This window comes from Streptomyces sp. NPDC006259 (assembly GCF_042870975.1).
Classification (GTDB): domain Bacteria; phylum Actinomycetota; class Actinomycetes; order Streptomycetales; family Streptomycetaceae; genus Streptomyces.
Genome location: NZ_JBIAHY010000002.1, coordinates 318,176 through 339,046, shown reverse-complemented (window position 1 = coordinate 339,046; position 20,871 = coordinate 318,176). Strand labels below are relative to the sequence as shown.

General features: G+C 75.5%; 12 protein-coding genes. 9 read left to right on the top strand and 3 right to left on the bottom strand.

Annotation, left to right across the window (positions count from 1 at the left end; genetic code table 11):
* Positions 1 to 41 precede the first annotated feature (41 nt).
* Positions 42 to 821, bottom strand: a complete 780-nt coding sequence (locus ACFYO5_RS07625) for a LysR family substrate-binding domain-containing protein (protein ID WP_388705374.1) — start codon at positions 819 to 821, stop codon at positions 42 to 44.
* A 58-nt stretch (positions 822 to 879) separates the two neighbouring features.
* Between ACFYO5_RS07625 and ACFYO5_RS07620 the strand changes: the two genes are divergently transcribed.
* Together ACFYO5_RS07620 and ACFYO5_RS07615 are read left to right on the top strand one after the other, a co-directional pair.
* Positions 880 to 1,275 (top strand): DUF5997 family protein, encoded by a 396-nt coding sequence (locus ACFYO5_RS07620; protein ID WP_388705372.1) that lies wholly within the window; start codon positions 880 to 882, stop codon positions 1,273 to 1,275.
* Positions 1,276 to 1,400: 125 nt separating this feature from the next.
* Complete coding sequence (locus tag ACFYO5_RS07615; protein WP_356563685.1) at positions 1,401 to 1,790, top strand: cold shock domain-containing protein; 390 nt, start codon at positions 1,401 to 1,403, stop codon at positions 1,788 to 1,790.
* Positions 1,791 to 1,876: 86 nt separating this feature from the next.
* Here ACFYO5_RS07615 and ACFYO5_RS07610 read toward each other — a convergent pair whose 3' ends face one another.
* A complete protein-coding gene (locus ACFYO5_RS07610; protein ID WP_388705369.1) occupies positions 1,877 to 3,244 on the bottom strand; it encodes an alpha/beta hydrolase in 1,368 nt (455 codons plus the stop codon).
* Positions 3,245 to 3,447: 203 nt separating this feature from the next.
* On the opposite strand from ACFYO5_RS07610, the gene ACFYO5_RS07605 reads away from it, so the two are divergent.
* The 6 genes from ACFYO5_RS07605 (at position 3,448) to ACFYO5_RS07580 (ending at position 17,213) form a co-directional block, all read left to right on the top strand.
* Positions 3,448 to 4,302: a DUF4132 domain-containing protein gene (locus ACFYO5_RS07605; protein ID WP_388705367.1), complete on the top strand. Its 855-nt coding sequence runs from the start codon at positions 3,448 to 3,450 to the stop codon at positions 4,300 to 4,302.
* Positions 4,299 to 9,392: a hypothetical protein gene (locus ACFYO5_RS07600; RefSeq protein ID WP_388705364.1), complete on the top strand. Its 5,094-nt coding sequence runs from the start codon at positions 4,299 to 4,301 to the stop codon at positions 9,390 to 9,392. The genes ACFYO5_RS07605 and ACFYO5_RS07600 overlap by 4 nt, the downstream gene beginning before the upstream one ends.
* A gap of 35 nt (positions 9,393 to 9,427) precedes the next feature.
* Complete coding sequence (locus ACFYO5_RS07595; protein ID WP_388707118.1) at positions 9,428 to 10,597, top strand: AAA family ATPase; 1,170 nt, start codon at positions 9,428 to 9,430, stop codon at positions 10,595 to 10,597.
* 413 nt (positions 10,598 to 11,010) lie between these two features.
* The gene (locus ACFYO5_RS07590; protein ID WP_388705361.1) at positions 11,011 to 14,487 is read left to right on the top strand and encodes a DUF5682 family protein; all 3,477 of its coding nucleotides are present in this window, start codon (positions 11,011 to 11,013) and stop codon (positions 14,485 to 14,487) included.
* Positions 14,484 to 16,478, top strand: coding sequence for a hypothetical protein (locus tag ACFYO5_RS07585; protein ID WP_388705358.1), 1,995 nt, complete (start codon positions 14,484 to 14,486; stop codon positions 16,476 to 16,478). The genes ACFYO5_RS07590 and ACFYO5_RS07585 overlap by 4 nt, the downstream gene beginning before the upstream one ends.
* A 189-nt stretch (positions 16,479 to 16,667) precedes the next feature.
* Positions 16,668 to 17,213, top strand: a complete 546-nt coding sequence (locus tag ACFYO5_RS07580; RefSeq protein ID WP_388705356.1) for a DinB family protein — start codon at positions 16,668 to 16,670, stop codon at positions 17,211 to 17,213.
* Positions 17,214 to 17,225: 12 nt separating this feature from the next.
* On the opposite strand, the gene ACFYO5_RS07575 is transcribed toward ACFYO5_RS07580, so the two are convergent.
* Positions 17,226 to 18,674 (bottom strand): alpha-amylase, encoded by a 1,449-nt coding sequence (locus ACFYO5_RS07575; protein WP_388705354.1) that lies wholly within the window; start codon positions 18,672 to 18,674, stop codon positions 17,226 to 17,228.
* A 486-nt stretch (positions 18,675 to 19,160) separates the two neighbouring features.
* Here ACFYO5_RS07575 and ACFYO5_RS07570 point away from each other — a divergent pair, with 486 nt between their 5' ends.
* Positions 19,161 to 20,831: a hypothetical protein gene (locus ACFYO5_RS07570; RefSeq protein ID WP_388705351.1), complete on the top strand. Its 1,671-nt coding sequence runs from the start codon at positions 19,161 to 19,163 to the stop codon at positions 20,829 to 20,831.
* Positions 20,832 to 20,871: the final 40 nt, after the last annotated feature.

Genomic DNA, 20,871 nt, shown 5'->3' with positions numbered 1-20,871 from the left:
GGACCCCGCGAGCCCGGCATGATCCGCACGAAAGACTCTGGCTACGACCGGCGGCGGGGCTTGCCGGGCTTACCGCCGGTGCCGCGCCGGCTGCCGCTCCTGGCGCCGCCGGCGCGACCGCGCGCGGCCCCGCCCGAGCCCGCCTTGCGCGGGGCGGCTGCGGTCCTCGGCTTGGCGCGCTCCGCCTTCGGCTCGGCGGGCGGCTGCTGGCCACGCCCCCGGGTGCTGTTGACGGTGCGGCCGCGGACGATGCCGATGAAGTCCTCGACCAGGTCGGTCGTGGCGTCCTCCGGCCAGCACAGGGCGACGCTGGATTGCGGGGCGTCCACGAGGGTCCGGTAGGTGAGGTCCCGGCGGTGGTGCAGACGGGCCAGTGACTGGGGCACGACCAGGACGCCGATGTCCGCCGCGACCAGCTCGATCGCGTCGGCCGTGGTCTCCGGGCGCTCGAAGGCCGGCTCCCCCGGCAGCTCCTCCCAGCCCAGGACGTCGTCGAGGGGGTGGATGACCACCTCGTCGGCGAGGTCGTCGAGGGTCACCTCGTCCGCCGCCGTGATCACGTGGTCCTTGGGGACCACGACCACGGTCGTCTCGGTGTAGAGGGGGATCGCGCTGAACGCCGTACGGTCCACCGGGAGCCGCACGAACGCCGCGTCCGCGGTGCCCTCGCGCAGCGCCTCAGGGGCCTCGGCGGGTGTCACCTGGAGGAGGGCGAGGGGCACGTCGGGCAGGCGCTCATGCCAGGTCCGCGCCCACTTGGCGGGGGTCACTCCGGGGACGTACGCGAGCCGGAACGAGGGGGAATCCGCCGAGTCGGTCATCCCGCCAGGCTACCGGCTGTGGTCGGCGGCCCGGTCCGCGGCCGATAGTCTGGACGGCATGAAGTCGCACCAGAGCACCCAGACGATGAAGCCCGCGACCGCGGCGAAGAAGCTGGGTGTGTACCTCCCCGCCACCCCCGCCGAGTTCCAGGAGGGTGTCGTCACGCGCGCCGAGCTGAACGAACTCCAGGCGAACCCGCCGGAATGGCTGCGCGCCCTGCGGGAGAACGGCCCGCACCCCCGTCCCGTGGTCGCGGCGAAGCTCGGCGTGTCCATCGCCGGACTGGCCCGCGGCGGCGTCACGGAGGCGCTGACCACCGAGCAGATCCAGGAGATCAGGGACGCCGGGCCCGAGTGGCTGGAGAAGGAGCGCGCCACCCAGGCGGAGGTCCGCAAGGAGGCGGCGCGCCTCAAGCAGCGCGACGCCGATAAGGCCGACGGCGCGGAGTCCTGACCCGCGTCCCGCCACGGCGTCGAACCGTGCCCGGAGCGCCCCTGATGGTCGCCCCGGGCCGTGGCGATGACTACGATCTGCTCAGGTTCACCGACGTGGGTGTTTCGAGGTTGCTGGGGGTTGGGATGGTTGCTGGTCGTGTGGTGCGCTTCGACAACCAGCGGGGTTACGGGTTCATCGCGCCGGACGACGGCGGGGAGGACGTCTTCCTGCACGTCAACGACATGCTGATGCCCGAGTCGCAGGTACGCCGGGGCATCGTCGTCGAGTTCGAGATCGAGGACGGCGAGCGCGGGCCGAAGGCGTCCGGCGTACGGCTCGCGCGCGGGGCGGACGGCAAGCCGCTGGCGGCCGACGACGACGTGCTGTGCGACGTGCTCAGCACGGAGGAGTTCACCCGTGACGTCACCGAGGCCCTGCTCACGGCGGCGCCCTCGCTGACCGCCGAGCAGATCCTCCAGGTGCGCTCCGGACTCGCCCAGTTCGCGAAGAACCACGGCTGGGTCGAGGGCTGACCGACGGCTGAGATGTACCGGCCGGGATTCCCGGCCGGTGCCTCCTCCGTCCCCGGCCGGGCCCTCCTCCGTCCCCGGTGCCGCGGTCAGCGGTCGCGGCCCACTGTCAGAGGCGCGGGGCGGTAGGGGACGTACGCCGCTCCGTCGAGGCCGAGGCCGGTGGCCGCGCGCTGGAGGGCGGCCGGGGTCGCGACCCGGTCCCAGTGGCCGGTGTCCACCCGGTGTTCGAGCGCGTGCAGCGCGGCGACGGTCTCCGCGGTGGTGAAGGCGCAGTGGCCGACCCGCTCGACGTACGCCTGCCGCAGCAGTGCTCCGTCCCCGGCCGCGCGGACCCGGTCGCCGAAGCGGCGCTCCTGCTCGACCGGCACCAGGTTGTCGGCGACGGTGTGCACGTTCAGCAGCGGTACGGCGAGTCCCTGGCCGGCGGACGAGGTGCGCTCGGCGGTGCGGACGGCCTCGGGGTCCGCGGTGATCGAGGCGCCCGCCGTGAGCTTCGCCAGATCGGTGCGCAGGTCGAGGCCCGCCGACCTGTACAGCGCGCGTACCTGCGGGGCGTGGGCGGAACCGGCGAGGAGACGGGCGTAGTCGACGCCGCGGTTCCACGAGTTGTTGCCGCCGACGGACCGCTCGACGTGGTGGCGGCCGGTCTCGATGAAGCTGAGAACGCCCTGCGCGAACCAGGCGTACTGCTGTTCCTGCTGCTCCGCCCAGTCCGTCGGGGCGGGCGCGGTCTCACCCGGAGCCCGGGCGGGCAGGTTCAGGAAGGCCGCGGCCAGGGCGATACGGGCGCGGCCCGGTGCGGTGGCCTGTGCGGCGGTGACCGCGGCGGTGAGCGTGTCGGCGGTGGCGGCGGCTTCCGCCATGGTGTCCAGCCCGACCAGTTCCGGAGGCTGCTGTCCTTCGGGCAGCAGGAGGCGGGCGATGGTGTACTCCGCGTCCAGTTGATAGTTGTCCAGGTCGGTGCCGCCGGCGACGAGTCCGCACAGGCCGAGCGCGCCGTCGACGCGGCCGGCGCCGTCGCGGGCGAGCTGCGCGTTGACGAGGCCGCCCATGGACTGGCCGACGCCGAGGGTGCGGCGGGGCGTGCCGATCTTCGCGGTGACCGCGTCGATGGTCGAGAACTGGTCGCGGGCCGCGCTTTCGAGGGCCCACCACGGACCGTTCGGGTCGTAGGAGGAGCCGGCCAACGCGTAGCCCTGGGCGAGGAGTTCGGTGCGGACGGCCTCGGACGGGGCATTGCGGGCGACGGTCGGGCCGAAGCCGTGGCTGAACACCAGGAGGGTGCCGTTCCAGTCGTCGGGGACGTCGGCGATCCAGGTGGCGCCGTCGGCGAGGGTGCCGGTGAGGCGGGCGGCGGCCTGCGTGTCCGCCTCGGCGGCGGGGGCGGCGAGGGTGAGGGACATGGTCAGCGCCAGGGCGGCGAGGGCGGTGCGGGGTCGGGTGCGAGGACGCATGAGGACGGCTCCTGTCGGTGGGGGGGTGGAGCGGTGAACGTGCGGATACTCAGTGCACTGACGACCGGAATCTATGGCTGTCTCGTCACTGGCGTCAACGAGGTGCACAACATTGGCGCATCGCCGGTTCCTGTCAGGAGTCGTTGTCAGTGGCCTGATCTAGAGTTCCGGTCACTTGATCGGTGCGGGTGCGGGAGGCACACATGGGGTGGGTGTCGGCCGGCGGCTATGAAGTCGCTCTGGAAGACGGCAAGGTGACGTGCCGGAACGCGGCGGGGCGACGGTTGAAGTCCGTTCCGCCCAAGATCGCCGACGATCCGGCCGTGGTGGGCCTGCGTCAGCTCGTCGAATGGCTGGAACGGCACGAACAGCGGTGCCTGACCGACGTGGAGCGCTGGATGGTGCGCTCGCTTCCGGTGCCGTTCGCGGTCCTCGCGCGGGTGTGGCCGGACCCGGCCTGGCGGTCCGCCCTGCGCGACCTCGTCGTCACCGGCGAGGACGGCCAGGTGGCCGGATTCCTGCGGGACGCCGACCCCGCGCGCGGCCTCGGCCTGGTCGACCTCGACGGCGACACCGTCCGCATCACCCCCAGCCTCGTCCGCCTGCCGCACCCGGTGCTCCTCGAAGACCTGGAGGATCTGCGGGAGTTCGCCGTCGAACTCGGCGTCGAGCAGCGCGCCCGGCAACTGTTCCGCGAGGTCTGGCACCGGCCCGCCACCCTCGACGCCGAGGGCACCTCCGTGCAGGAGTACGCGGGCGGCGCCTTCAAGGAGCTGCGGTTCCTGCACGGCAGGGCCGCCCAGCTCGGCTACCGCGTGCGCGGCGGGAACGCCGTCTGCTCCGTCCTGGAGGACGGCCGGGGCGTCGAGGCCAGGGTCTGGATCGGCGACTACGACGGCTACGAGGAGACGGAGACCGGTCCCCTCACCTTCACCGACTCCGCCGGCCGGGCCCTGAGACTCGGCCGAATCGGGCCGGTCGCCTGGTCGGAGGGCATGCGCATGGCGGCCTCGCTGTACGCCGGACGGGACATCGAGGACGAGGAGCAGGCGGCATGACGACGTACGACGAGACGAGTTCCGCTGTCCTGCTCGAAGCCGGCGCGGTCCTGCCGCCGGGTACCACCGGCCGGGAGGACGCCGACGTCCTGACCGTGCGCACGTACACGCATCCCGCGCTGGACGAGCGGAGGATCGTGCGGCTGGTGCCGGGCACCCTCGGCGAGGCGGAGGACCTGGCGCTGGACTTCCTCGGCCTGGTCCGGGAGCCGGAGACGCCGGAGGTCGGCCAGGTCCGCCGGGAGACGCTCGGCTTCCCCGCCTGGGCGCTGGTCAACGACCCGGCCAACGGCCACCACGCGCTGGCCCTCGTCAAGGACGTCGAGCGGCTCGCGCGACAGGCCAAGTCGCGCCCCGGCACCGCCAAGGAGGGCTTCGAGGCGCTCGGCGAACGGCTCGGCCGGGCCGTACCGCACTTTCTGCCCACCTTCTACGAGCAGGCCGCCCGCGTCTTCCTCCAGCACGAGAACACCACGTACGCCGCCGCGTTCTTCGGCAGGGCCCGCGAGGCCGAGCGCGTGCACGCGCTGGCCGTGGACGAGGAGCGGCAGCGCGCCGTGTTCCTGGAGTTCGCGTTCGCCGGAGCGCTGACGGTGAAGGCGCTCAAGGAGCACGTCAAGGCCCTGGCCGCGCGCCTCAGTCCGGCCGAGGCCTGGTCCCAGTTCCGGCAGCTGACGGTGGAGCGGTGCGCGGCCGGCATGCCGCCGTACGCCTCGCTGCCGCAGGACGCGCGCGGGCTGATCAAGGCCGCGGGGCTGGACCGGGTCGCCGAGGAGTGCGCGCTGGTCGCCGACCTGCTCACCTCGCCGGCGGCGGTCCGGGCGCCCGCCTCCTTCTGGAACACCTACCGGGCCACGCTGGTACTGCTGGCCGAACGGCAGCCCGCCGTGCGGGCGCGACTGCTGGAGATCATGCCGACCGGCCTGGGCCGCTCCACACGGGACGACGAGTTCTGGCTGGCCCTGCTCACCGAGTGCGGCGCCGATCTGCTGCTGACCGGCGAGACCGAGTCCGACGTCGACGCGGCGGACTGGCTCAGCCGCTGGTCCCTGCACCGCAAGCACGGCGGGTCGGTCGGCGACCGATCGCCGGCCACGCTGGAACTCGTCCGGCGGATGACGTCACGGCTGCGCGACCGCGGCCGGCCCGTCGACCTCTTCACCGGCCGCTGGCACGCCGGCGCCGACCTCGACCTGCTCGACCTGTGCCTGGCCGAGGGCGTGCCGCTGACGGTGCCCGGCGCCGACCAGAACGTCTTCCTGCCGCTGGACCAGTGGCTGAAGGACCGCGCTCCGGGACGGCGCGACCTGACGGCCGTCGCGGCGGACCCCCGCAGCCGCCGGCTGCTCCACCTGTCCGTCGGCACGCTCGGCGGCCGGCGGCCCGACACTCAGTTGCTCGAGGGGCTGGCCGGTCATCCCGTCCTCGCCGACGTGCTGCGCGAGTGGCTGGAGGACGCGGCCGACGAGCTGACCACCGCGGCCGGCCTGCCTGCCGCGCGCGGAGCGCTGGACAAGCTGCGCCCGTTCCGCGCGATCGCGGCCCGGGTCAGCCCCGCCGCCGTCGCCGAGGTCGCCGCGCACCGGGCCGCGCCGCTGCTCGGCCGCACCCTGCGCGCCGGCATCCCGGACGAACTGGGCTGGCCCGCCCTCGACGAGGCGCTGGACCGGCTCGACGCCGAGACCAGGCGCGGCCCCGACGACACCCTGCGCGTGGAGGAGGCCTGGCCCGCGCTGATCCTCGCCCGCCGGCACAAGGCGATCGTCGTCGGCCCCGAGGGCATCCTCCTCGAACACGACCTGCGGCTGCCCGACGGCCTGGACCGCTGGCAGCGTCCGTCGTTCCGGTTCACGGACGGCGAACTGCTGGTGATGTGGCCGCAGGACGGCAAGCAGTACGGCTACTGGTCGGCCCGCCCCTCCGACACGTTCCCCCTCGCCGGCGAACGGGTCCCCCACTGGTACGGCGCCAACGACGCCGGCGAGCCCTCGATACCGCTGCCGGGAGGCGGCCGGGCCACCGGCGGACGCACGCTGCACACCGGCGACACGGTCCTGCCGCCGAGCCGCCGCGTCATCGGCGACGGCGCCTCGTACTGGCGTCAGGGCCGACAGGGGACCAAGCAGGTGTGGCTGGAGTACGACCCGGCCACCGGCACGCACGGACGTGCCTCGCTGCCCGCGTTCCTGCGGACGGGCATCAGCGACGACGCCGCCCTGCTCCAGCAGCACTGCGCGGTGCTGCCGCTCCAGCCCGGTCTGGAGCACAGCCCGTTCGGCACGGACGGCACCGTCCTCGGCCGCTGGGTGCGCGAGGAGGGCGAGGGCGCCGACGCCCGCGTCACCGCCGGCTCACCGGACGGACGCACGGTGTCCCTGCCGAAGAACCGCGACGGCATCGCGCGCGGCGTCCCCGTCGGCGCGCTGCGGCTCCCCGGCGGTGCCGAACCCGTCGTCGTCGCCCTGTACCGGGGGATCGCCCTCTACGCGGCGGACGACACCTCCGAGACCGGGGAGTCCGGGCGGGTGACCCCGCTGGAGCGGGGCGGCGAGTTCGCCGCGGGCACCCGGCTCGTCCCGCCGATCGACTTCTGGCACGCGCTGCGGCCACGCGACGAGGCGGCGTCGGCGGTCCTGCGGGCGCTCAGCGACGAGCAGGCGGCCACGGTGCTGCGCGTCGGGGCGGAGGCGCTCGCCGAGCGCGCGGCGCGGGTGGCGGTGACCAGGGCGCCCGCGGCGGGTGCGGCCGAAGGATCCGCGGCGGCTGTGACGGGGAGTCCGATGGCGGCGAACGGCACCGCCTCCGCCACCGCCCACGACGCCAAGCCGGTCCTCCCGACCGCCGACGAGGTCCTGCGCGGGGCGGTCTCCCGCTGTCTGCCCGGTCTCACCGAGCCGCGCCTGCTCATCGGGGTCTCCTCCCTGGTGCGCGCGGTGCTGCGGCTCACGGAGTCGACCGCCGCGTTCGTGGCGCCTCCGGTGGAGCTCAAGCCGGTGCAACGGCGGCGTACGGCGGGCATGTTCGCCGACCTCAGCCCCCGCCACGGCGAGGACCGGACGCTTCGGGAGGCCACCGCGGGCCTCGCCGACCAGCAGGGCTGGTGGCAGAGCGGGGAGCAGTGGACCGCGTTGCGCCAGATCCGCTCCGTGAACCACGTGCTGTCCGGCAAGCCGGCCGACGGCCGGCCACTGCCCGAGCGGACCCGGTCGACCGGGTCCGCCGAGGGCTGGCGCAGCGACGAGTTCACCGTCCCCGGCATCGGTCTGCCCTGGCTGTCGGTGCTCGACGTGCTGCGCCCGCTCGCCTACCGTGCCGCCTCCCCCGTCGTGTCGGAGGCCCACCGGGAGGCACTCCTCCTGCTGTTCGAGGCCATCGTGGACGGGCCGCTGGCCGCTGCCGACGGCGCCGCTCCGCGGGAGATCGTGCTGACCGAGCCGCAGGACAAGCACGAACGCCTCGGCCAGGTGCTGCGCCGGGGCGGCCGTACCGTCGTCGTGCTCGGCTGCCGGCAGGTCGACCGGGAGAAGGGGCGGGTGCACTGGCTGGCCCTGGACCACGATCCGTCCGGCGCGTTCGGCGCGGTCGCCCACTTCGTGCTGGAGCGCGAGACCGCCCACCCGCCCGTGTTCCCCGCGGACGCCCTGGCCGCCGTCACCGAGCTGATCCGGGACAAGGGACCGGCGCCCTGGCAGCCGGAGGCGCCGGACGCGCTCGCCGCCGCGACGGCGGGCGGGCTCGGCCCCGTACAGTCGACGCTGCTGCTGGCCGGCAAGCCTGCCGAGGTGGCCACGGAGGCACTCGCGACGATCGGACTGAAGCCCCGACAGAAGACCTTCGGCGACGGCCTGCTGACCTCCCTGCGGTCCGGCGACGGTCCCGCCCTCGTCGGTGCCCTGCTGCCCGACAGCCCCGGTGAGCTGTGGACCGCCGGGCCGGACACGGCGGCCGCGGGCCGGATCTGGGAGGACCGGTTCGGCGGGTTCGTCCGGCTCCCCGAGGACATCGCCGCCGATCTCGAACTCGCCGGGGTGCCCATCGGCTCCGTCGAGGACGTGCTGAACCCGACCCGCACGCCCTGGATCAGCCGGACCACCGTCCAGCGCCCCGACAAGAACGGCGACCTCGTCCCCGACGACGCGCGGGCGCTGCCCAACCGCTACCAGCTGACGAACGCCGTGGCCGCCCTGGCCGGCCTCGCCTACACCCTGCCGTACGGCCATCCGCTGCGCGCCGCCCTCCCCGAAGGGCTGGCCGCGGTGCGCCGCCGCCTCACGGATCCAGGGCTGCTGCTCGATCTCGACATCTCCTGGGCGGAGAAGGGCACCACCGCGCCCGGACTGCGCAAGGCCTACGGCATGCCCGCCACCGGCGGCGCCGACGCGGACGGTCTGACGCGACTGGGCGACGCGCTGGTGCTGCGCCCCTGGTACCAGGACCAGGAGGCGGTCCTGGTACTCCCGGCCGGGCTGACCGGACCGGACGACTCCGTGTTCGGGCTCGTCGAGGGGCTGGCCGGGCCGGGGCGCGGCGGCGGCCTGCGCGCGCTGCGGGCCATCCTCGGCGACGATCTCCCCCGGGCGCTCGGCGACGACCTCCCCCGTGCGCTCGACGCCGGCTCCGAGGAACCCGCCGGGCACGCCCAGGACCCGACGGTCAGCGCGCCGGAACTGGTGGCGGAGGTCGCCGCGGCACACGCCCTGAGCGAGGACGCGGCGGCGCTGTACCTCCAGTTGCTCGCGCTGCCCGACCCCACGGACCGCAACTGCGCCCGCTGGACCGGCTGGAAGCCCGCCCGCGTGAAGAAGGCCCGCGCGGAACTCGCGGCCACCGAACTGGTCGTGGAGGCCAAGCGGCCGCGCGCCGGGCGCACCCTCTTCCTGCCGTGCGGCTGGCGTGACCTGAAGGCGCCCGCGCTGCCCGTCGAGGTGTGGAAGGAGCGCCTCTACCCGGTGGGCGAGCGCTCCCGGGCGGTGCCGCTGGTGCCCGTGCCCGAACTGTTCACGCGCGCGTGGGACCGCGTCCGCTCCGGCGACGCCCCGGCCTACGAGGAACTCACCACCCGCGCCACCCGCAAGGGCCGCCGCCGATGACCACCGTCCCTCCCCACCTGGAAGAACACGCGCCGATGACGACCGCCCTCTCCCCCGCCCCGGCCCGCCAGATCATCCCTCCCGAGGACCTGCACGCCACCGAACTGGCCTTCCTCGCCGCGTACGACGACGGGCCCCGGCCGCCCGCCTGGCGGCTGACCCCACGGGCCGTCGTCACCTTCGTCATGGGCAGCGAAGGGCGGGCCCTGAAACGGCCGGAGGGCGCCGGGGCCGCCGACGGGGTGCCGCGCCGGCTGGTGATCGAGGGCAAGTTCGTGGGCGACCGGGCCCTGGTGGAGCGGTGCGTGGTGACCCTCGCGGGCGAGCGCGGCCTGCTGCTCGTCGGCGAGCCGGGTACCGCCAAGTCCATGCTCTCGGAGCTGCTGTCGGCCGCCGTGTGCGGCACCAGCGGCCTGGTCGTGCAGGGCACGGCGGGCACCACGGAGGACCAGCTCAAGTACGGCTGGAACTACGCCCTGTTGCTGGCGCAGGGGCCGAGCCGACAGGCTCTGGTGCCCTCGCCGGTGCTGACCGCCATGCGGCGCGGCGGCATCGCGCGGGTCGAGGAGGTCACCCGCTGTCTGCCCGAGGTGCAGGACTCCCTGGTGTCGCTGCTCTCCGAGCGGCGTATCGCGGTACCCGAACTGGCCGGTTCGGAAGACGCGTTGGCGCATGCCGCGCCCGGTTTCAACCTCATCGCCACAGCCAACCTGCGCGACCGGGGCGTCTCCGAGATGTCCGCGGCTCTCAAGCGGCGCTTCAACTTCGAGACGGTGGGCCCCATCCCGGACCTCGACGCGGAGACGGCGCTCGTGCGCAGCCAGGCGCGGGCGTCGGTGGAGCGGGCCGGGGCGCCGTTCCACGTCGACGACGCGGTGCTGGAGGCGCTGGTCACGGCCTTCCGGGATCTGCGCGAGGGCCGGTCCGCGGAGGGCTGGGAGGTGGAGCGGCCGTCCACGGTGATGAGCACCGCCGAGGCCGTCTCCGTGGCGGGAGCCCTGGCTCTCGCGGCGGCGTACTTCCCGGGCGACCGTGACGTGCTCGGTCTGCTGCCGGGGCACCTCCTCGGCGTGGTCCGCAAGGACGACCCCGCCGACGCGGCCCGGCTGCGCGGCTACTGGGACGGTCCCGTCCGCCGCCGCGCGGAACAGGGCTCCGCCACCTGGCGCACCCTGTGGGACCTGCGCACGGTCCTGGAGGGCTGACGGCCGTGTCCCTCCCCTCCCACGTCCGTCCGGATCCGGCCGGTCCCGATGCCGGTCAGGGTCCCGATTCCGGTGCCGGTTCCGGCACCGATTCCGGTGCTGGTCCCGGTGCACCCGGCGCTCTTCCCGGTCGGGGCGCACCTGATCCGGATTCCGGTCCGGGCGCACCCGGCTCTCTTCCGGGTCCCGGCGCTGCCGGCTCGGGTCCCGGCGCTGCCGGCTCGGGTCCCGGCGCTACCGGCTCGGGTCCCGGCGCTACCGGCTCGGGTCCCGGCGCTACCGGCTCGGGTCCCGGCGCTACCGGCTCTCGCCTCTGTCCTGGTGCACCCGAGGAGGCGCTCAGGGCCCTGACCGGGCCGGCGGCGCCCTACCTCGTCGGGGTACGGCATCACGCGCCCTCCCTGGCCGCGGCGATGCCCCTGCTGCTGGCCGAGGCGAGCCCGGACGTGCTGCTCGTCGAGCTGCCGGCCGAGATGCAGGAGTGGCTGCCGTGGCTCGGGCACGAGGAGACGCGGGCGCCGGTGGCGCTCGCCGCCGCTCCCGCCGACGGGAGCGGCGGCGCGGGTCCGGCGTTCTTTCCGTTCGCGGACTTCTCCCCCGAGCTGGCCGCCGTGCGCTGGGCGAACCGCAGGGGCGTGCCGGTGGTCGCCTGCGACCTGCCGCTCGCCGACCGGGCGTGGGGCGACGGTCGGGCCGCCCCGGCACCGGGCGCCGGCGGTCGCGGGCTGGCCGCCGCCCTGCGGACCGGGCTGAGCGGCCGTCCCGGGGACGACCTGTGGGACCGGCTCGTCGAGGCCACCGCGCCGGGCTCCCCGCCCGAGGCCCTGCGCCGCGCCGCCCTGCTCACCGGCTGGGCCCTGCGCGAGGACGCGGCCGCGGCCGGCGGCGTGCCGGAGCTGGACGTGCGGCGGGAGCGGTGGATGCGGGCGCGGCTCGCGGAGGCCACCGCAGGCGGACAGCGGGCCGCCGTGGTGGTCGGGGCCTTCCACGCCCCGGCACTGGTGGGGCGAGACGCCGGGGACGTCGAGGACGTCGAGGACGTCGAGGACTCCGCCTCCGACGCGCGGCGCCCCGCGTGGACCACGTCCCTCATCCCCTACACCTACGCCCTGCTGGACGAGCGCTCCGGCTATCCGGCGGGCATCCGGGACCCGGAGTGGCAGGACATGGTCCTGCGCGCGGCGGGCGATCCCGAGGCGCTCGGGGAAACGCTAACGCGGGCCGTCGTCCGCGTCTGCGCCGAGCTGCGCAGCCTCGGTCACCCCTCGGGGCCAGCCGACGCGCGGGAGATCGTCCGGCTCGCCTCCGATCTGGCCCGGCTGCGCGGGCTGCCCGCGGCGGGCCGGGGTGAGCTGGTGGAGGCCGTGCAGACGGTGCTGACGCAGGGTGAGCCGTACGGGCGTGGGCGGGCCGTGGCGCGGGCGATGGAGCGGGTGCTGGTCGGCACCCGCACCGGGCGGCCCGCGCCGGACGCGCCGCGCTGCGGTCTGGCCCCGGCGGTGGAGGCCGAGGTGGCGGAACTGGGCCTGCCCGGACCGGCGGACGGGGCGTCCCCCACGGCGCGGGATCTGCGTCTGGACCCCCTCCGCTCCGACCTGGACCGGCGCCGCGAGCTGCTGCTGCGCCGGCTGGCGGTGTGCGGGGTGCCGTACGGCGAGGCGAAGGAGGTCGTCGGCGCGGGCGGTGCCGAGGCGCTCACCTCGCGCTGGGAGGTGCGCTGGACGCCCGCGACGGCGGCCATGCTGACGGCGGCCGGGGTGCGCGGGGTCACCGCGGCCCAGGCCGCCGAGGGGGTGCTGCGCGAGCGGCGCCGCGCCGAGCTGCACGAGGGCGGACCGACGGCCGCGCAGGCCCTCGACGGGCTCGCGCAGGCCGCCGGGTGCGGTCTGCCCGTGCTCGCGGACGAGCGGCTCGGCGACATCGCCGAGGCCCTCCCCCTGGCCGGCACGCTGCCCGAACTGCTCACCGGACTCGCCCTGTTGGACCGGCTTCGGGCCGGCCACATCCCCGGACTCGGCGACGACGAGGACCGTACGGCGCGGGCGGCGGCCGTGGCCGTGCAGCTCACGTCGGCGGCGGTGCAGCAGGTGGACGGCCTGACCGGCTCCGAGGACCCGGCGGACGCCCACGCTCTGCTGGAACTCGCCCACCGTGCCGATCTGTTGGGGGGCATCCGGCTCACCGACGCCCTCGCCCGGCTGGCCGCCGACGGTTCCCCCTTGATGCGCGGCGCCGCCGGGGCCGTACGCGTGCTGCTCGGGCAGGAGGATCCGCGGGTCTTCGGGGAGCGGGTGGCCTCCTGGGTCGACGGGGCCGTCGACGCCGACTCGCGGGCCGCGCTCACCGCGCGCCTCGGTGGGCTGCTGACCGCCGCCGGTCCCCTGCTGGAGGCGGCGGCCCCCGCGCTGGAGCCCCTGCTCGACCGGGTCTCGGAACTGCCCGACCGGCATTTCCTCGACCGGCTCCCGGCGCTGCGCGGCGGCTTCGACGCCCTCAGCCCCGCCGCCCGCGACCGCCTGTCGGCGGCCGTCGAGGAACGCCTCGGCGTGTCGCGGATCGCGGACACCGGCGGTGTGGACCCGGCCGCGCTCGCCGCGTGGACGCGGGCGGACCTCGCCGCGCGCGAGACCCTGCGGACGCTGGAGCTGCTGCCCGCACCGCCCCCGACGCAGGCGGACGTCCCCGTCGGGTCCCCCACGACACAGGCTGACGTCCCCCTCGGATCCCCCATCACACAGGCGGACGTCCCCCTCGGATCCCCCGCATCTCGGGTCGGGGGCGGTCGGCTCGCCCCCGGCGACCGCTGGCGGCTCGTCCTGGGCCGCCGCAAGGACCGGCTGCCCTCCTCCGCGGCCTCGTTGGCGACCGCGCTGGACGAGCTGTACGGCAGCGGACGCGGGGAGGGCAGCAGGGGCGATCTGAGCGGGCGCGGCTCGGGCGGCGGCCGGGATGTGCCGTATCCGGGTGTGCGGGAGTGGTCGCAGGAGCTGGCGATGCTGTTCGGCCCGGGCATCCGCGAGGAGGTGCTGGCGGCGGCCGCCGCGTCGGGCCGCAAGGACGTGCTCACAGAGCTGGACGCGGATAGCGTGCGCCCCTCGGTCGACCTGCTGCGGACCGTGCTGAGCCACGCGGGCGGTCTGCCCGAGGCCCGGCTGGCCGCGCTGCGTCCGCTGGTCCGGCGGCTGGTCGAGGCCCTGACCCGGCAACTGGCCACCCGGCTGCGGCCCGCCCTGCACGGCACGGCCCTTCCGCGCCCCAGCCGGCGTCCCGGTGGCGGCCTCGATCTGCCCCGCACCCTGCGTGCCAACCTGGCGACCGCGCGCCGCGCCCCGGACGGCACGATCCAGGTCATCCCCGAGCACCCCGTGTTCCGCACGCGTGCCCGGCGGTCCGCGGACTGGCGGCTGATCCTCGTCACGGACGTGTCGGGGTCCATGGAGGCGTCCACGGTGTGGGCCGCGCTCACGGCGTCGGTGCTGGCCGGGGTACCGACCCTGTCCACGCACTTCCTGGCCTTCTCGACGGAGGTGATCGACCTCACCGGGCACGTCGAGGACCCGCTGTCGCTGCTGCTGGAGGTCAGTGTGGGCGGCGGCACGCACATCGCGGCGGGCCTGCGGCACGCCCGCGAGCTGGTCACCGTACCCTCGCGCACCCTCGTCGTGGTCGTGAGCGACTTCGAGGAGGGCTATCCGCTCGGCGGGCTGCTCGCCGAGGTCCGCGCCCTGGTCGGGGCGGGCTGTCACGTCCTGGGGTGCGCGAGCCTCGACGACACGGGCCGACCGCGCTACTCCACGGGCGTCGCCGGTCAGCTCGTCGCGGCCGGCATGCCGGTGGCCGCCCTCAGTCCACTGGAACTCGCCCGCTGGGTAGGGGAGAAGATCGCATGAGCCGGGACCTGTCCGCGCGACCACCGGGCCCGGAGCCGTCGTCGGGCCGCCACGGCCCCGGACCGTCGTCGGACCACCGTGGCCCGGCCCCGTCGTCGGATCACCGTGGCCCGGCCCTGTCGTCGGACCCGGCCGGCCCGGCCCGGTCGTCGGACTGCCCCGACGCGGACCCGTCGTCGGACCGCGTCGGCGCGGACTCCTCGTCGGACCGCGTCGGCGCCGGGCTGCCTCCGGTCGCCCCGTCCGTCACCGCCGAGCTGGTGGGGGCGCTCTCGCCCCGGCTCCGCAAGCGGCTGGACGCGGGGGTCACCAAGCTCACGGCCCGTCCGGTGGTGCGCGACGGCGACACGGTGCGGATCGCCGTCGACGACGACACCGACCTCGAACTCCACGCCCCCGGTGGGACGGTGACCACCGTGGACGCGATCCGCTGCGGGTGCCTGCTGGCGCCGGACTGTCTGCACCGCGCGGCCGCCGCGTCGGCCGCGCCGGTCGCCGCCGACGACCCCCCGGCCCCGTCGGCCGACGAACGGACGGACACGGCACGGGAGGCGCGGAAGGAGCGGGAGGCACCGGAGGGACACGCGGAGCCGGACTCCGGGACCGCTCGGCCCGAGGAGCGCGCCGCCGCCCGCGCGGTGTACGACGCGGCGGCCGCCGTCCTGGAGGCCGGCACGGACGGGGCCGGCGCCGTGCTCCAGGCGGAGCTGCTGCGCGCCGCGCACACCGCACGCCTGGCGGGTCTCCCCCGGGCCTCGGCCGCGGCGGTCTCCGTGGTCACCGGGGTGCGCGCGGCCCGTTCCGCCGACCCGGCGTACCGTCTCGCCGACCTCGCGGACGCACTCGGTGGCGCTCTGGGCGTGGCCCACCGCCTCCCCCGCGCCACCGGCGCCGACCTGGCCGGCCTGCGCGGCACGGCACGGCAGCCGTACCGCCCCGACGGCTCACTGCGCTTGTACGGCCTGTTCTCCGAGCCGGTGCTCACGGCCACCGGGTACGCGGGCGCGGTGACCTGGACCGCCGACGCCGACGGCCGCCTCTACACCGTGTCCGACGTGGCGCCCGGCGGTCCCGGCCGCGCGACCGGTGCCGCCGACCGGGCCGTGCGCATCGGCGACACCTCGCTGACACACCGTGAGCTGGCGCGCGCGGGACTCGCAGTGTCGGGCGCCACCGTCTCTCCGACAGGACGCCTGGGCGCGGGGGCGGGGGTGCGGGCGGTGCGCGCCTCCGGTGCCGCGTGGCGCGAGGAGCCGCTCGACCGGCTGTGGGCCGTACCCGCCGCCGACCAGGTGGCACAGGCCCTCGGCGGCGGCCATGACCTGTTGTTCCTCGACGTGACGCTCACGGGCACGGTCCGGGAGACGGCGGGCGACTGTCTGCTGGCCGACTGCGCGGGCATGCCCCTGCGGCTGGTCACGGCCCACGACTCGCCCGGTCTGCCGTACCGCGAGAACCTGCGTCTCCTGGCGGCGGCCGGGGGCAGCGGGCTGCGGGTCGTCGCCCGGCTGGCGCCCGGGCCGGTGCCCCGCGCGCTGTTGCTGGCCGTGGAGCATCCCGGCGACCCGGCCGCCCGGGTGGACCTGGGACTGGACCGGCTCCAGCACGCGGACCTGCCCGCGGGGGCGCTCCCGGCCGCGGCCGCGCCCGCGGCCGTGGACGAGGCCCCGCTCCACCTGCTGCGCCGGCGGGTCCACCAGGCCGTTTCGGGGGGCCGTCGTGTGCTGGCCTTCCCCGGGAGCGCGGCGGGTGACGGTGCCCGTCTGCGCCGCGTGGGTCTCGGCACCGCGGGCGACCTCCTCGACGAGTTGCACACCGCCGCGGCGGACCGTGCCCGGGACGTGTTCGGGCGGTTCCTGCCGTCCGACTCGGGCCGTTTCGCGGGCGCGTGGCTGGCGGCGGCGCTGTACACCGGTGAGGTCGAGCGGGCGCTGTGCGCGCAGGCATGGGGGGTGACCGCGATGCCGGAGCGCTCGGGCGTGCGGGGGTGACCGCGGCCCGCCCGAGCGCTCGGGCGTGCGGGGGTGACCGCGGCCCGCCCGAGCGCTCATGCAGGGGGGACCGCGATCCCGTTGTGCGGGCGATGCACGGTTCCCGCCCTGCTAGGACAGGATCTGACCTCTATGGCTCCTAACGTGGTCCACGAACGCGGAACACACGCACGGAGACGGAGACATGTCATGGAGCCGAACAACCCCGCCACCCCCGCCCCGGTCCTCACCGGTGAGCGCGCCGACCTGCTGGAGACCTTGGCCAAGCACCGCGGCTTCCTGCGCTTCACCGCCAACGGCCTGACCGACGAGCAGGCCGGGCTGCGGACCACCGCGAGCGAGCTGTGTGTCGGGGGTCTGATCAAGCACGTCACCTCGGTCGAGCGGAACTGGGTTTCGTTCATCGTCGACGGCCCGTCGGTGATGGGCGACTTCCACAACATGACGGAGGAGGACTTCGCCCGACGCGCCGACGAGTTCCGGATGCTGCCCGGCGAGACGCTGGCGGAGGTGCTGGAGAACTACGCCGAGGTGGCTCGCCGCACCGACGAACTGATCGCGTCCCTGCCCGACCTCGACGCGGCGCACCCGCTGCCGTCGGCGCCGTGGTTCGAGCCGGGCAGGACGTGGTCGGCCCGTCGGGTGCTGCTCCACGTGATCGCCGAGACCTCCCAGCACGCGGGGCACGCGGACATCATCCGCGAGTCGCTGGACGGTGCGAAGACCATGGGATGAGCCGGCTCCCCGTCAGGACACCCGGAACAGGTGACCCTGCCAGGGTCCGAGGTCGACGAACAGTCCCCGGTCGGCCAGTTCGTCGCCCTCGCGGTCGTACGTCCGTGAGGTGAGCAGGTCGGTCAGGCGCAGTTCGCGGTCCCGCAGATCGTCCCAGGGGAGGGGCAGCCGTGCCTGGGCCGGCCGGCCGGAGTGGTTGACGACGACCAGGTGGCGCGCGTCGGGGTGGGTCCAGGTCCAGCTCAGCAGGGCGCGGTGGCTGTCGTTGTCCGGCCAACCGGTCGGCGTCGAAGACCGCCACTCCCCCCGCCGTACGGCCGTGGCGGCGCCCAGGAGCCGGCCGTAGAAGTCGCGCAGCGCCTCGTCGACCGGTTCCGGGGGACGGCGGGAGAGGAAGACCGGCGGGCGCACGCGCCGGCCCTCGAACTGACCCTCGTGCCAGAGGGTCGCGCCGGGCAGGGTGGCGACGACGAGGGCCGCCGCCCGTCCCCGCTCGCCCGGCAGGGTGACCGCCGCCCGCGCCTCGTCGTGGTTCTCCAGGAAGCGAACGAGTCCGCGCTGGTCGGCGGGGTCGGCCCGCAGATGGGCGCGGACGGCGTCGGCGTCCTCGTCGAGCAGCCGGTCGTGGAGCCGCTTGTCGTAGCAGTGGTCGAACCCCTGCCGCCGCAGGGCCTGTTCGAGGTCCCAGTACGCCTCGGCGACGAGGAGCAGGTTCGGATGGCGGGCGCGGACGCGCGGGAGGACGTACGGCCAGAAGTCCTCGGCGGGCACCGGTCCGGCGGCCTCGCCCCAGGTCCTGGCGAAGACGTCGTTCATCATCAGCATCGCCATGTCGCAGCGCACGCCGTCCGCCTGCTCGCCGATGGAGACCAGCGTGTCGACGGTCGCCCGGCGCAGGTCCTCGCTGAAGGCGTTGAGCTGCACGACGTCCGGCCACGGCGGGAAGTACGGGTCGCGGCCACGGGCGTGGATCCGCCCGCCGATCTCGACGTAGGCCTCCGGCGCGCGGGACAGGTCGTCCGGGGTGCCTTGGACGAGACGGTCGGGGTGCGTGGTGAGCCAGGGATGGTCCGGGGCCACGTGGTTGGGGACGTGGTCGAGGACGAGTCGCAGTCCGCGGGCCGCCAGCCGGGCGCGGGCGACGGCCAGTCCGTCCGGTCCGCCGAGGGCCGCGTCGACGACGTAGTCGCGTACGCAGTACGGGGATCCGGCGATGTCCGCCTCGGTGAGGTCGGGCAGGGCCGCACGGAACGAGGCGAGCAGGGCGTCGTCGCGCAGCGCGATCCGCACCCCGGCCGGGCTGCGCTCCCAGACGCCCATCAGCCAGACCGTGTCGATGCCCGGCAGGGCGATCCCGTCCCAGACCTCCTCGGGCACGTCGCCCAGGGTGACGCGGCGCCCGTATCGCTCGCTCAACCCGGTCAGCCAGACAGCGGTGTTGATCTCGTGGATCACCGTCATGGCAGCGGTCGCTCGCGTCGGCGGACCGCCGGTGCCGCCACCGCGTCCGCGCCTGGTCCACGTAGACCGGGCCAGGTCCTGGGTGAGGACGGCCAGGCGTCACCGTCGGCACCGTGACCCTCCCGGGCCGTGCCGCGTCGCCGCTCGCTCGGGTCCGGGCCCCGGGCCCGGCCCTGCCAGGGCGCCACCTCGTCGTCGGCCTCCGCGAGCCGCCGTCGTCCGGGGTCCGCCGCGCCCGCGCCGTCGGTCATCACCCGTCCTCCTGCCCACCTCGCGTGTGCCTCCACAGTCGGACCAGCCGTGCGGGATCGCAAGGGCAGGGCTCCGGGCCGGTGACGGCGGGTGCCGACGAGTGCCGCCCAGGGGCGGGCCGACGGGGTCGGTGGAAAGCCCTGGCACAGCCAGGCGGGCCAACGCTACGATCATCGCGATGACAACTCACTCTGTTGACAGATTGGGGGACCCCACCGCGCAAGGTGAGCGCTGATGCTCACCCCCACCGCGATCGGGGATTCCCGGCTTTCCTTCTGGCTGCGCGTGCGCGAGTTCGCCGTGTCGCCCTCCATGATCGAGACTGCGACCGCCCGCCGGCTCACCGGTGACTGGGCCGGGGCGTGCGCCGCCGCAGGCTTCGACGTCGATCTCCCTCTGCGCTCCGTGGCGCGTACCCATCACCCCGACCTCGCGGCCCGGATCCGGGCCGATCTCCGGTGCCTCGCCCCCGACCTGCTGCGCTGGCACATGCCGAGGATCGCTCCCGACGGGTTGCTGCGCCCCGGGCTGACCCTCACACTCGCCCGCTACGACTCCTCGGGGCGGGACGGCGTGAGCCCGGTCCACCTCGTCGTGCGGACGCCGCCGGCCTGGGCGGACGCCGGTCAGCGGATCAGCCTGGCGCTGTGGGACGGTTCCGGCGCGGACTACGGCGCCGCAACCGCCCGCCATCCGCACCCTCGCCCCAGCCGTCGGTTCCGCTTCGACCTGCACCGCCACCTGTGGGACGCGGGCCGCGCCGACGAACTGCGGGTCCGGTCGGGAGCGGATCGGCCGCCCGTCGACGGCCGTGCCGCCGTGCCGCACGCGATCCCCGAAGGGCACCGCTCAGCCCTCGCCGTCGACCGATGGGCGGCCGAGGCGGAGATCCTGCTCCGCGCCGAAGGGCGCCCCGCCGGACCCGTGCTGGTGCGGTGCGGAGGACGGCACCGGCTGGTGCTCGACGTGGAAGCGTCCCCGGCCGACTCACCGCCCCCGACACGGGACGCACAAGCACCCCCGGCCGACTCACCGTCCTCGACACGCGGGCTGTCCGGGACAGCCGGGTCGGCGGCCCGGTGGCGGGTGCTTCCCGACGCGGCCGGTGCGGGCTCCGTGTGGCCCGTACTGCCGGACGCGGCCGGTGCGACGTTCGCGGCGCGTGGCCCGGCCGAGGCGGTTGACTCGGCATCCGGGGCACATGGCCTGCCCGCGGCGGCCGACTCGGCGTCCACCAACCACGGGCTGCCCGAGGCAACCGGGTCGGCGGCCCGGTGGCGTGTCCTTCCGGACGCGGCCGGTGCGGCCTCCGTGTTGCCCGTCCTGCCGGACGCGGCGACCTGGGTGCCGCCCGACCTGGAGCTGATCCGGGCCGGGGCGATCGACGTCGATCGGCTGCACCCGTTGGTGGCCTCGGCGCTGGTACCGGGTCGTCTGCGCGCGGGTCCGTCGCGTTCCTCCGACCCGGCGGGGCAGCCACGGCTCGTGGACTGCCGGGGAGCCCGGCACCGGATCGGCCTGGTCGACGGGGTACTGGCCCCGCTGGACCACGGCCCGGACGAGATCCGGCGGGAGGAGTTGCTGGTCGCGCTGACCGGCACCCCCCTTCCGTGCCTCCAGGCCGTCGACGAGGCCCACCGCCACCCGGACTGTCTCACCGGCGTCCGCGAACGCCTGGTCCACGGCGACATCGCGGGCGCGCTCGCCGTCGTGGAGGGCCTGCTGGGCCCCGACGCGCTGCTGCGTGACGGCGCGCTGCGGGACGCCCTGGAGGCGGCCGCCCGGCAGCGGATCACGTACGGGCTGTACCGGGCGGGTCTGATCGGACGCGGTCGCGTCCGCCTCGAGGACGTGCGCCACCCGCGGGTGGGCCGCTCGCGCCCACGACACGGCACCTCGCGCTGAAGGTCACGCCCTCCCTACTCCCAGAACCTGCCTGCTCCCC

Coding starts and splice junctions, on each gene's coding strand:
- ACFYO5_RS07625 (WP_388705374.1), bottom strand. CDS start 821: ATGACCGACTCGGCGGATTCCCCCTCGTTCCGGCTCGCGTACGTCCCC.
- ACFYO5_RS07620 (WP_388705372.1), top strand. CDS start 880: ATGAAGTCGCACCAGAGCACCCAGACGATGAAGCCCGCGACCGCGGCG.
- ACFYO5_RS07615 (WP_356563685.1), top strand. CDS start 1,401: ATGGTTGCTGGTCGTGTGGTGCGCTTCGACAACCAGCGGGGTTACGGG.
- ACFYO5_RS07610 (WP_388705369.1), bottom strand. CDS start 3,244: ATGCGTCCTCGCACCCGACCCCGCACCGCCCTCGCCGCCCTGGCGCTG.
- ACFYO5_RS07605 (WP_388705367.1), top strand. CDS start 3,448: ATGGGGTGGGTGTCGGCCGGCGGCTATGAAGTCGCTCTGGAAGACGGC.
- ACFYO5_RS07600 (WP_388705364.1), top strand. CDS start 4,299: ATGACGACGTACGACGAGACGAGTTCCGCTGTCCTGCTCGAAGCCGGC.
- ACFYO5_RS07595 (WP_388707118.1), top strand. CDS start 9,428: ATGACGACCGCCCTCTCCCCCGCCCCGGCCCGCCAGATCATCCCTCCC.
- ACFYO5_RS07590 (WP_388705361.1), top strand. CDS start 11,011: ATGCCCCTGCTGCTGGCCGAGGCGAGCCCGGACGTGCTGCTCGTCGAG.
- ACFYO5_RS07585 (WP_388705358.1), top strand. CDS start 14,484: ATGAGCCGGGACCTGTCCGCGCGACCACCGGGCCCGGAGCCGTCGTCG.
- ACFYO5_RS07580 (WP_388705356.1), top strand. CDS start 16,668: ATGGAGCCGAACAACCCCGCCACCCCCGCCCCGGTCCTCACCGGTGAG.
- ACFYO5_RS07575 (WP_388705354.1), bottom strand. CDS start 18,674: ATGACGGTGATCCACGAGATCAACACCGCTGTCTGGCTGACCGGGTTG.
- ACFYO5_RS07570 (WP_388705351.1), top strand. CDS start 19,161: ATGCTCACCCCCACCGCGATCGGGGATTCCCGGCTTTCCTTCTGGCTG.